Source organism: Acidobacteriota bacterium (genome assembly GCA_039028635.1).
In the GTDB taxonomy this organism is placed as follows: domain Bacteria; phylum Acidobacteriota; class Thermoanaerobaculia; order Multivoradales; family JBCCEF01; genus JBCCEF01.
Map to the genome: position 1 here is coordinate 87665 of JBCCHV010000018.1, position 11175 is coordinate 98839.

An 11175-nucleotide genomic window follows, 5' to 3' on the forward strand; every position below is an offset into this window, starting at 1 on the left:
CGACTACGGGTGAGGGGTAGGTCTAGATGTCGCCCTCGAGCACTCGGCCCAGGTAGGTCCCTTCGTCGACCGCCGAGGGCCGGGCCATGCCGGCCTCGATCCAGGCTCGCCGCTCGTGATCGATCACCGCCAGCTCCCAAACGCAGGCGGTGATTTCGGGATCGCTGACGGCAACGAACCCTGATGCCTGGTCGAGGGGCGCGGCGAGCATCTTCTGGCGCAGAATGCCGCCGTCGGTCCACCAGTCCACCAGCAGCCAGTTGGCCTCGGTACCGGCGTGGAGGATGGCGAAGCCGAGGCCGAATCGGCCGGGGCCTTGGCCGGGCGTCGGCAGGGTCGCACGCACGGCTTGGCGGGCGGCGTCAGCCTGTTCGGCCGAGATCTCGGCTCCTCCCCGCGTGATGCCGTAGAGCTTGCACTGCCAGTCCTGCCAGGTTTCGATCCCCAGAAAGCGGCACTGGCGCGGGGCATAGGTGTCTGGGCCGGGCTCGGGGTCTGGCGCCGTGGGCTCCGTCGGTCGATCGGCCAGCAGGTCGGCGAGGGCGGTGCCGCCGAGGGCAAAGCGCAGCTTGTGGCGAGCCGTCGCGCCCAGCCGACGATAGAAGCTGGCGGCGCGGTGGTTCCACACCGGCGTCTGCCACTGCAGGTGATCGCTGCCGACCGCTTCGGCGGTCGCGGCGACTCGGCGCAGGAGTTGTCTTCCCAGCCCGCTGCCGCGGGCCTGCGGACGCAGGTAGAGACAGTCGAGGTGGACGTACTGGGACGCCGACCAGGTGGCGGCCTCGGTCGAGCAGCTCGCGAAGCCCACCAAGCCGGTCGCGTCTTCGGCCACCCAGCAGCGCAGCCGCGGCTCGCGACCGAGGATCATGTCGCGCCAACGGAGCTCTTGCTCGCCGCGCTCGAAGCGCTGCCGCTCGTAGGCGGCGTGCTCGGCGCAAAGCTCGAGAAGCTCGGCGAGGTCCGCTTCCGCCAGCGGGCGGATGTTCACCAGTCCACTGTTCATGCGCCGCCGTCTCCGACCAGCTCGAATCCCTCGTCGAGCCAGCCCGTGACGCCGCCGATCATCATCTTCACCGGCCGGTCGAGGCGCGCGATCCGCAGGGCGGCCCGATTCGCGCCGTTGCAGTGCGGACCGGAGCAGTAGGTGATGAACAGGGTTTCGTCGGGGTATTCGGCGAGGCGCTCTCGACTGATCTCGCTGTGGGGGAGGGACAGGGCCTTCGGTAGGTGTCCCTTGGCGTAGAGGTCCGGCGAGCGCACGTCGAGAAGAACGAAGTCCTGCTCTTGCTCGGTGAGGGCGAAGTGGACGTCCCAGCAGTCGGTCTCGAAGCTCAGCCGGCGGGCGAAGTGGGTCACCGCGGCGGCGGAGGGGGCGGGACGAAACTGCTGAACGGCGGATCGGATTCTCATGGCGGCCTCCCGGGTTCGATCGGTTCGAGGCTCATCCTAGAGTCGCTGTGCTCGCGGGACGAGTGGCAGGTATGACAATCTTCGGTAAGATCCTGCCATGGCTGCTCGGTCTCTCCTCGTCGTCGCGCTGACCCACGATCGTGCCAGTGCCCTCGAGCTCGGCATCGTCACCGAGGTTTTCGGTCTGCAACGGCCGGAGATCGACCCGTGGTATCGCTTCGAGCTGCGTTCGATGGACCCGGGACCGCTGCAGGCCACCGGTGGGCTCGGCTTGGTGGTGGACGACGATCTGTCCATTCTGTCGCAGGCGGACCTGGTGATCGTCCCCGGCTGGCGTGGCCCGGAGGATGCCGTGCCCGAACCGGTCATCGCTGCCCTGCAGCGTGCCCATCGGCGCGGCTGCCGCCTGGTGTCGATCTGCTCCGGGGCCTTCGTGCTGGCAGCCACCGGCGTGCTCGCTGGCCGGCGGGCGACCACTCACTGGCTGTATGCGCCAATCCTCGAGCGGCTCTATCCGGAGATCGAGGTCGACCCCGACGTTCTCTATGTCGACGAAGGACAAATCCTCACCTCCGCCGGCAGCGCCGCGGGCTTCGATCTCTGTTTGCACCTAGTGCGCCAAGACTACGGTGCCGCCGTCGCCAACCGGGTGGCTCGCCGGCTGGTGGTGGCGCCCCACCGCGAGGGTGGCCAGGCGCAGTTCATCGAGCGTCCGTTGGCCGGCGACGGCAGCGGTGACCTGGCGCCGACCCTCGACTGGCTGCGCGACCGTCTCGCCGAGCCCCACACCGCCGAGTCCGTCGCCGCCGGCCTGCACATCAGCGCCCGCACCCTGGCGCGGCGCTTTCGGTCCCACCTCGGCACCACCCTCCATCGCTGGCTCACCGGCGAGCGCGTTCTCCACGCCCAGTCCCTTCTCGAAACCACCGCCGACGATCTCGAGACCATCGCCCAGCGCAGCGGCTTCAGCGACGCGCGCCTCCTACGCCTCCACTTCCGCCGCACCCTCGGCATCAGTCCGAGCGCCTACCGCAAGAGGTTCGCGGCCGGGGACGGGGTGGAGAAGGCCGCTGTCTCGTTGCGATAGGCGAGCCGATTGCCATTGAGGCCTGGGCGGCCTTCTGCTCGAAGCCGTAGAAGTTGTCGAGGGTCCTATTCAGCGAGGAGGCCAGGGGATGAAACGGCAAGCTTCCACGAACCAGCAAGGGTTCACACTGCTGGAACTGATCATCGTGGTGGCAATGATCGGAATTCTCGCCACGATCGCGTTACCGAGTCTTCGAGACTATCCGATGCGGACCAAAGAGGCTGTCCTGCGAACGAACCTTCACACCCTGAGGTTTGTCCTCGATCGATATCACGGTGACACAGGGCACTACCCGAGCTCGCTGCAAGCGCTCGTGGATGGAGGATACTTGCGTCGCGTTCCGGTCGATCCGCTGGCCGGGACGGGAGGCGCATGGGTGCTTCTCTTCGAGAATGAGGAGCTCCACGAAGTCGAAGCGGTGAACATGGATCTGTCTGATAGCGCCGGAATCATGGACGTTCGCTCGAGCTCGGCGCTCACCAGCCTGGATGGAACCTTGTATTCAGACTGGTAGGGACTCTGTTCTTCTCTTCCTGTGCCAGCCTTTGATGCGACTTGGGAGGAGATGATCTCACCGGGCGGGACGAGGATCTACAAGCTCGGGCCGATCATTGAAGCTGTCGAAGTCCTCGACCACCGAAATTCTTCCGCTTTCGATTCGAAAGATGAAATCGTCGATCTCCAACGTATCTCCATGGCGACCGATCAGAGCTCCCTATTCCTCCAGTTCAAGTGCCATCTCATCGACCTGCTGCCTCGGCTTTCCGGTCCACTGGTAGTTGATGATCTTCAATGCCATCTGCCGTCTTTCCCATAGTCCCTTCGTCACCGTATCGGCGCCATCCAGTAGAGCGGCGATATAAAGTACGTAGGAACAAAGAACGATATTGGCGATGAGGGAGCTGATCAGAATTATCGTGTAGAGAGCCTTCTTCATGGCCATCTCTCATTAGGTTTGGGATCAATTTTTACGGAATTCGGTCTGAGGTCGCCACTTGTCGCCAAGCTCAATGGTGCGGTGTTCAACCATGATGTGTTGAGCTTGGTTTCCCTGGGGGTGAGGAGATGACCTCGTCCCGCGGGCTGATACTCTGGAGAAGAACTGTAACGGTGTCCTCCGGTTGAAGTCTGAAGGCTTCTCGCAGAATTAGTCGACTGCAGTCTCCTGCGGGCTTAACGTCGTTCCCAAAATCGGCGAGCGTGAACTCGCGAACTGTTTCGTCGCCAGTGCTGCTACGGAAGTATGCCCAGTTGTTGGACTCCAGTATTTCCCTCACTTGACTGTAGAACTCGGTTGACCAGGGGGCCAATGGAAAACCAAGTTCAATTGAGAATCTTCTGTTAGGTTTGAATATTTTTTTGAATTGGATGAACTCTTCTGTCTTTGGAACCTCGATGATCGCGAGGCCTCCCTCTAGTCCAGATCTCAGGAGCCTGTCGAGGTATTTTTCCAACTCGAGTTGCGGCACTCGTCGGTGCTTTCCAGGGCGACGGCTGAGCCAGAGCATGAGCATCACTCCGGCCAGAATCACCAGAGTCCAAATCACTGCATGACCTCCGGGCGTGGGTGGAAACTCACTTAGGCTCTGATTCAACGTGCACTTCCTTCAGGCTGCAATTGGAGAGCTCTACAGTGACTTTGACGTCTTCTTCAACGCCAAAGACCTCTCGGAGGATTCTTCTGGCGAGGTCGCCAGCGCGATGGAGGTCGCCGTTGAAATTAATGAGTGTGAATTGGGTTACAGTCCCTTCTTCCGTGCTTTCTGTGAAATAGGCGATTTTTCCTCTTTCAACGAGTTTGACGAAATTTTCGTAATACCCGGAAGACCAGGAGGCAAGAGGGAAACCCAATTGAATGTCCGTCGTTCCATCGTCGAGAAATCTTCTGCGGAATTGAATGAACTCTCTTCGTCTTGGGATCGTGATCACTGCGGTGCTGTTTGGGAATCCGCAGCGGTACAGGATGTCCAGGTAGATCTCAAGGTCCATTTGCGAGACCTTGCGATTGACCCCAGGGCCGTTGAGAAGCCACCAGACGAAGACTAGTCCTCCCAAGACTAAGACTAACCAGATCATCGGAAGAATCCGTAGTCGCCTTCGCGGACTGCGTTCTTGTTCCTTCTCGGAGCTGGACCTGAGAAGATTTCGATGTCTGGATACGCGGCCCTGCAGTCATCGAGCAGGCTGATGCTGCCGGGTAAGGCCCCAAGATTATCGGACTTTGTCCGGCGGAAGATCTCATCGAGGAAAGTAAACATCGCACGGTACGCAAATTTGGAAGAAAGTCTGCTGTGCTCTAGTCGGCTGGAACTTCGAGGCTCTTGTTTTTCCATGGGAGACTTTTCGGAGTGATTCAGGACGATTCGTGTAGGGGAACCCCGGCCTGATTGGCGACTTCTCTGAGCCTTCTAAGCTTCTTCCCTGAGTCTTGCGAAAAATGGAGGAGAACATTGAAGGGAATTGCCTTTCGGCTGAAACGGGACTTGTCATCGATGGTCTGCGACCAGAACGAGCCCACCGCATGAAGTACCTTGAGGAATGTCGTTAGCTCGCCAGGCTCATCTTTCAGAAGCTCTTCACATCGCTCGATGACGAGGATGTAGGCGTCGGCCGGGAGCCACTCATCCAAGTAGCTGAGACACTCTTCGAGCGCGTACCAATTTTCTCCGAAGTCGTCGAAGAACTGCAGGGCTGCCGGGAATTCATTCATCAGTCCTTGGACCGTTCTCATCTTCGGGCCCCTGAGGTTGCGCGCACAGCATCTCAGGCCCGGTCGAGCGTAAAACGCCTGGGTGTTCCAGTTCCTTCGCTCGCTCTCGCCGAGCCCGGCTGACACATATGGACCGCCGGGTTCGAACAGGTGGTCGAGGTGAGTCCGCATCGTCTGATTTCTTCTTGACGGTTTGACTTCGATGGGCTACTTCCAATCGTTGAGAAAAGGGCCTAGATGGCCCCAGTCGCGTTGATCCTCATTCTTGTAAGAAAGCGAGAAATCGACAATCTCTCGAGGCCAAGGCTCTTCGAAGGAGTATCCCTCCAAGAGGTCAAGCTGCCCTTCTCGGAGGTAGAGCAAGAAGCCGGCACCGTGAGCTAGGCCGGTGATGTTGGCGATGACGTCTCCGAACTGAATATCAGGGATGTCGATTCTCCGCTCTGGACTAATCTCGAATTTTGAGAAAAATCCTGAACCGGTGATTTTCCGAGAGACGACTTGAAGAGTCTTCAGCTGTGCTCGAAGGAGCTCGAGCGCTCGAGATTCTCCCTTGAGGGTCTTCCTGAGGACTGCTAGCTCCAAACGGGTGGGCTCCGACGTCACTGGATGATCGTCCCGACACTGCGGCGAGTTCACCGGGGTTTGGTGTTCTGCAGTCGAAGTTGAATGTCGACGGTACCTTGAGTCGCTTGTCGGACGGCCGTCTGCCATTCGTGGAAGATCGCTTGGTCTGCTGGTTTCCCATCGGACAAGAGGCACATACTGCCCAGTAGGGAACCAAGGTCGTCTGATTTGGTTCTCAGGTAGATATCTCTGAGGAAGATGATCATAGCCCGATATGCGTCATCGCTAGATATCTCTTCTTTTCTATTGATCATTGGTGTGATTTTGAATTTGGTCAGATCGCTGGATCGATTTTCAGGCGACGAAAAGAATCCGTTGAGCGGAAAGTCGAGTCACCACTCGTCGTCAAGAGCAAAATGAGGCCCTGGCCGGGTTTGGGCGAAGATGCGGTATTGCAGGGCCTCTCTAGTAGCACGCCAGGGTCCGAATTCTAAGTGGATCCCTTGGGGCAAGAGTTTTAATGTAGGGTCCAAGGGTTCTGATTCATAGCGATATTCGAAGGACTTGACGCCTCGTATTCTTGCGACGATGTCTGGTACTCCTGGGTATTGGGATCCTACTCCGAGGAAGAGCGATCCGTAGCCGTCTTGTCCAAGTGCTCCGTTCGTCGAGATAAATGCGTTGCCCTTCCAAGAGACGACGGTAGTTACTGAGTCGTGGAATCCCATCGTGATTTCCAAGAGCTGGTTGACGTCGAGTTGCGAGGTTACGCTAGTCCATCGGGATGTCTGGCCCATGTCGAGTCTCTAGATTCAGTCTTCGTCTCTGGTGATTAGATCGATAATTGGTAGCTCCCGACCAAGTCCCTCACTGTAGTATTTGATCTTGCTTCCGTCGTTTAGTTCGGATTGAACCATTTGGCAGAGTGTTAACCCTCGATTGTCAAGATCTTGAATCACACCTCTCGTTTCTGGGTCAGATTGCAAGTCTTCAGAGGGTGGTACTTTTAGGAAGTACTCTGCATTCCAGTTCTCGAGTTCACGTTGCAGGTTTCCTGAGAGTTCGAATGGGGTCTCACTCAGATTAGGTCCCGGGAACTCCAATTGAAGTGGTGAGGAAAAGAGGTTTGCGGAGAGCTTGAGATAGTGCAAGGTTGATGGCTCTGGAAATCGCTCTTGACCGTCTCGACTCGACTTCTCCAGATCGACGAGTGGTGGTCACCTTCACGATCGGTGTTCTTGTTCCTTCTCGGGACTGCAGCTGAGGAAGGTGCGATTTCTTCGGTTTGTACCCGATCAATGGACTATAGATTCAATCCACTGGGCCAGCGGTGTTTCCATGGGCGAGCAGGCTCATGCTGACGAGTGACGCCGGGCGCGGATCAGTGGAGGTTGGAGTGTCGTGGTTAGTCAGGCCAGGTTAGATTCTCGTTGATTCCGAATCTCTTAATCTTGAGGTCCTGAAAGTCGAACTTGAGAAGACCCTGTTCTTCGTGAGCGCGAAAACCGAAGTCCGTTTCGAAAAGTTCAATAAATCCTAGCGAGGCCAAGCTGAGCTCTGGTTGTTCGAATCTGAGATTGTAGATGCCCAGAAACCGGAGACCGAGGCGCTCTCCTGATAGCTCGATTCCCTTTGCAAGAATCAGTCGAAGTTCTCGAACTACGATGTCATCGTCTTTCGTCAGGTCCTCATGCTGAGTGAAGTTTAGTGAGACTATCGGTCCGTACGAGGCTGGCTTATTCGCGAGATAAGTTTCGATTAGGTTCATGGTCTTACTCCGGGAAATTCACCAGGGACGTGATCCCCTGCCGATTTTCCGTGGGGGAATTGAGCACTGTACTCCGTCCTATGATAATGAGTGTCGGGGATTCCTTGAGAACGGTTTCCTGCATTAAAGTCCGTCCGACCTACTTGCCTGCCGTACTCGTCGTAGTGTGCCTTCCATGGCTGAACTCTCCCAAGGTCATCTATATACTGCCCTTCTAGGGTTCGAACTCCGGGAGGGACCTGATTGGGTGCCTTCCTGGACTGCCTTTTTGCGACGTCTTTGAGTAGATCCGCAGCCTTTCTCGCCTTGTACCACCGATACAGCTTCCTCGCGAGCCAGCCGTAGCCCCCTCCGACGGCGGCGATGCCGAGGGTGGCTCCGATGGCGGTGAGGAGCTTTTCGCAGTCGCTGACGGTGGGATCTTGGAGGGTGTTGAGGAGATCGTAGATGTCATAGATGGTGAATCCGATCTCGGCCAGGAGGTAGAGCACCGCCAGAGGAGCGATTTCGCCGCTGGGATCGATGAGATTGATCGGATCATTGGCGACATAGGCATAGAGGTTGGTGTCTCCTCCGGCAAAGCCGATGGGGTCTTTGGCGGTCCAGCGGCCGATCTCGGGGTCGTAGTCTCTGGCGCCAAATCTTACCAACCCGGTCTGCGGGTCCCAGAGGCCGCCGGCATAGCCGAAGGGCTGGAAGCCGGGGTTGGTGTCTTGGAGGACGCGGCCGTATTCGTCGAAGTCGAGGCGTTGGACGATGGCTCCGGTGGCGGCGTCGACGACCAGTCGTACGCTGCCGCGCAGGTCGCTGAGGATGCGATAGGTGACTCCGCCCTTGACGAGATAGTCGGGCACCCAGCCTTTACTTCCGTAGACGAAACGGGAAAGAACGGCGCCAGAGCTATCGAGCTCGGCGATGGGGTTGAGGCGATCGCCGTAGAGGAAGCCCTGCCCGAGAACGCCTTGCACCTTCTTGCCGATGCGCCGGCCTTCGCCGTCGACCAGGTACTCGATGGAAATGCCGTCCGGCAGGTCGACGGTCCGGAGGTTGCCGAAGGCGTCGTAGCCGTATTGGACGGTCTGGCCGTTCTGGGTTTTGGTGGCGAGCTCGCCACTTTTTTTGTAGGTGAAGGTGAGGTCGCCATAGGTGGTGAGTCGGTCCTGGTCGTCGTGGACGACGGCAGTGATGGTCTCGTTGGGACTGCTGAAGGACGTTCGGTTGCCGTTGGCGTCGTACCCGTAGGTGGCGACAAGGGTGCCGTTCTTGGTGACCGTCTCGAGGCGGCCGGCCGGGTCGTAGTCGTAGATCACGGTGTCGGTGACGCCTTGGATCGTCTCGCGGGTCTCGACAATGCGGCCGAGCGAGTCTCGCACCGGTACGTCGATGCGGAAGATCTCCGTGGAGACGGCTGTCGCGCTCAGGCTCGAGATCTCGCCGAAGGGGCTGTAGCCCGTCGCCGTGGTGACCGACTGGAGGGCGGTGCCAGTGAGGAACCCGCTGCTCGCCGACCGGATGAGGTCGAGGTCGCCCGCCCCTTCGAGCAGGCCATCGTCGTCGTAGACGAAGGTGACGGTGTGGAGACCGTTGACGGACTCCGTGGTGAGGCGGAAGTCGTCGTCGAAGCTGCGTGCGACGGATCCGGCGACAGGGCCGCTCCAGGTCGTCGACGTCGGTAGGAAGCCGTCGAAGCCGTAGGTCAGGGCCTGTCGATCTGGTGCGGCGGCGGGACCGGTGAGGCTTTCGAGCTGTCCGGTGGTGTCGCTGTAACCATAGGTCAGTGCGTCGCCGTCGACGGCGATGGATTCGAGTCGGCCTTCCGGGTCGTATCCCAGGTCGACTTCCTGACGGCCGGCGCGAGTGATGAGCTCGGGGCGTCGATCGTTGTCGAAGGTCGAGCTCGACGACTCGAAGTTGCCCCCCAAGGTGGGGGGCCGATAGAGCTCGGGAAGGTCGTCCGGGGTGTACTCGAAGGTATGGTCGGGGCGTCCCGGCGGGGTGACTCGATTCAGGTTGCCGTTGCCATCGAAGCCAAGGCCCAGGGTGCGATTCCCAGGCAGCACTTGGGAGCTCGGGAGATCGTCCGGATCGTGGGTGTAGGTCGTGGTGCGAGCTTCGGGATCGGTGTGAGTTTCGAGACGGCCCAGGAGGTCGTAGTCGAAGGCCATTTCACGACGATCGGTGCCCGAGCCCTGGGCGATGCTCCGGACGAGGCCATCGGTGTCATAGGACATCTCGACGGCGAGGAAGCCCGGCAACTTGGTCTCGAGAGGCCGGCGCTGCTCGTCCACCTTGACGGTGACGATGCGTCCTTCGGGGCTGGTCAGCGTATAAGTGCGGGTCGCAGCGTCCCAGGCCCGGGTGGAGGTCTTGCCGTTGACGGTGACGGTGTCGATCATGGAGGTCACCGACAGCGGATCGAGGGGATCACCCAGTGTGACGGCTCGATCGTGCTGGGTGACGCGGGTCTTGCCGCCGGGGGTGGTGGTGACCACTTCGGCGGCGATCGCCGAGGTCATTCCGAAGCGCGGATCGGCGGCCAGGCGGGTGGTGGTGACGGTGCCGTCCGGCGCCACCTGCTGGCGGGTTCCGTCGGCGCTGCGCGACGTGGTAGTGGCGAAGCCGTCGGAGCGGGTGCGGGTGTTCTCGGTCGCTCCGGAGCCTTGCCGGTTGACGTGGTAGCGGGTCGCCAGGCCCGAGGGTGAGGTCTGCAGCACGCGGTAGTCCTCACCGAATCCGAAACGGGTGAAGGTCTGGGTGGTGCCGGCGCGATTGGTGGCGGCGATCAGGTGGCCGGTCTCGCTGAACAGGTACTCGGAGGTGGCGCCCCGAGCATCGGTGTGACGGTCCATCAGGCCGTCCTCGGTGTAACGGAAGGTCTGCTGCCGACCGGCGGGGGTGGTGACGTCGTTGAGCCAGCCGTTGGGGTCGAGGCCGAGCTCGGTACGGTGGCCGTAGGGGCCGATGAGGGCTTTCGGCACTCCGGCGATCCGCTCGATAGCGGTGGTGAGGTTGTCGCCATCGGTGAGCGTCAGCAGGCGGCCCTCCGCGTCGTAGGCGAAAGCCCAGAGGTCTGCCTGGGTGAGGCTGTCGACGGTCTTGAGGTGGCGCCCTTGGCGGTCGAAAACCCAGACCTCGGTGCCCGAGGGATTGGGGATGCGGATTTCGTCGCCGCTGTAGCCAGGCAAAGGCTCACCGATTTGAAAGACCACCGAGAGAAAGCCGTCGCCGACGGCCAGCGTGCCGTCGGGCATCTCGTTTGGGCTCCACAAGTTGCCGAAGTCGCCGTTCAGCGACGGCACGCCGGCGACGATGGGATTCGCCGTGCCGCCGCCCAGGAGGGTGCGCAAACGCCCGTCCGGGTCGACGGCGAGAAGCCGGTCGAGGCTGGCGATGACGATCGTGCCGTCTCGCCGGACGGTGACCGACTTACCATCGGGCACTGCCACTGCGGTCGCCTGCTGTCCCTCGCTCGCCGGGTCGAAGGTGGTGCCGCCGTTGCCGGCGACGGTGGTGATAACTCCCGCAGGCGTCACCCGACGAATGCGGTCGTGGCCGCGATCGGCGATGTAGAGGTTGCCTTCGGCGTCCCTCGCAAGGCCGGTGGGGTTCGACAGCCGAGCCGAGCGAGCCATG

The 11175-nt window shown here is 60.3% G+C and carries 11 protein-coding genes; 2 read left to right on the plus strand and 9 right to left on the minus strand.

Going from position 1 to position 11175, the window contains the following annotated elements; all coding sequences use genetic code 11:
* Window positions 1-22 precede the first annotated feature (22 nt).
* Both AAF604_09595 and AAF604_09600 read right to left on the minus strand, forming a co-directional pair.
* On the minus strand, window positions 23-1003 hold the full coding sequence (locus AAF604_09595) for a GNAT family N-acetyltransferase (GenBank protein MEM7049904.1): 981 nt from the start codon (window positions 1001-1003) through the stop codon (window positions 23-25).
* The gene (locus AAF604_09600; protein MEM7049905.1) at window positions 1000-1404 is read right to left on the minus strand and encodes a rhodanese-like domain-containing protein; all 405 of its coding nucleotides are present in this window, start codon (window positions 1402-1404) and stop codon (window positions 1000-1002) included. Before AAF604_09600 ends, AAF604_09595 begins: the two co-directional genes overlap by 4 nt.
* A gap of 103 nt (window positions 1405-1507) precedes the next feature.
* Between AAF604_09600 and ftrA the strand changes: the two genes are divergently transcribed.
* Both ftrA and AAF604_09610 read left to right on the plus strand, forming a co-directional pair.
* A complete protein-coding gene (gene ftrA / locus AAF604_09605; protein ID MEM7049906.1) occupies window positions 1508-2497 on the plus strand; it encodes a transcriptional regulator FtrA in 990 nt (329 codons plus the stop codon).
* An 88-nt stretch (window positions 2498-2585) separates the two neighbouring features.
* Window positions 2586-3011, plus strand: a complete 426-nt coding sequence (locus AAF604_09610; protein ID MEM7049907.1) for a prepilin-type N-terminal cleavage/methylation domain-containing protein — start codon at window positions 2586-2588, stop codon at window positions 3009-3011.
* Between the two features lie 201 nt (window positions 3012-3212).
* On the opposite strand, the gene AAF604_09615 is transcribed toward AAF604_09610, so the two are convergent.
* From AAF604_09615 to AAF604_09645, 7 genes are all read right to left on the minus strand, one after another.
* The gene (locus AAF604_09615; GenBank protein MEM7049908.1) at window positions 3213-3434 is read right to left on the minus strand and encodes a hypothetical protein; all 222 of its coding nucleotides are present in this window, start codon (window positions 3432-3434) and stop codon (window positions 3213-3215) included.
* A gap of 85 nt (window positions 3435-3519) precedes the next feature.
* Window positions 3520-4044 carry a hypothetical protein gene (locus AAF604_09620; protein MEM7049909.1) on the minus strand — a complete coding sequence of 175 codons (525 nt, stop codon included), beginning with the start codon at window positions 4042-4044 and terminating at the stop codon, window positions 3520-3522.
* Window positions 4045-4072: 28 nt separating this feature from the next.
* A complete protein-coding gene (locus AAF604_09625; protein ID MEM7049910.1) occupies window positions 4073-4573 on the minus strand; it encodes a hypothetical protein in 501 nt (166 codons plus the stop codon).
* 277 nt (window positions 4574-4850) lie between these two features.
* Entirely contained in the window at window positions 4851-5378 is a 528-nt protein-coding gene (locus tag AAF604_09630) for a barstar family protein (GenBank protein ID MEM7049911.1), read from the minus strand.
* A gap of 36 nt (window positions 5379-5414) precedes the next feature.
* Window positions 5415-5792: a hypothetical protein gene (locus AAF604_09635; protein ID MEM7049912.1), complete on the minus strand. Its 378-nt coding sequence runs from the start codon at window positions 5790-5792 to the stop codon at window positions 5415-5417.
* Window positions 5793-7179: 1387 nt separating this feature from the next.
* Window positions 7180-7542: a hypothetical protein gene (locus tag AAF604_09640; protein ID MEM7049913.1), complete on the minus strand. Its 363-nt coding sequence runs from the start codon at window positions 7540-7542 to the stop codon at window positions 7180-7182.
* On the minus strand, window positions 7539-11175 hold a 3637-nt coding region (locus tag AAF604_09645), incomplete at its 5' end, for an RHS repeat-associated core domain-containing protein (GenBank protein ID MEM7049914.1). The genes AAF604_09640 and AAF604_09645, both read right to left, overlap by 4 nt.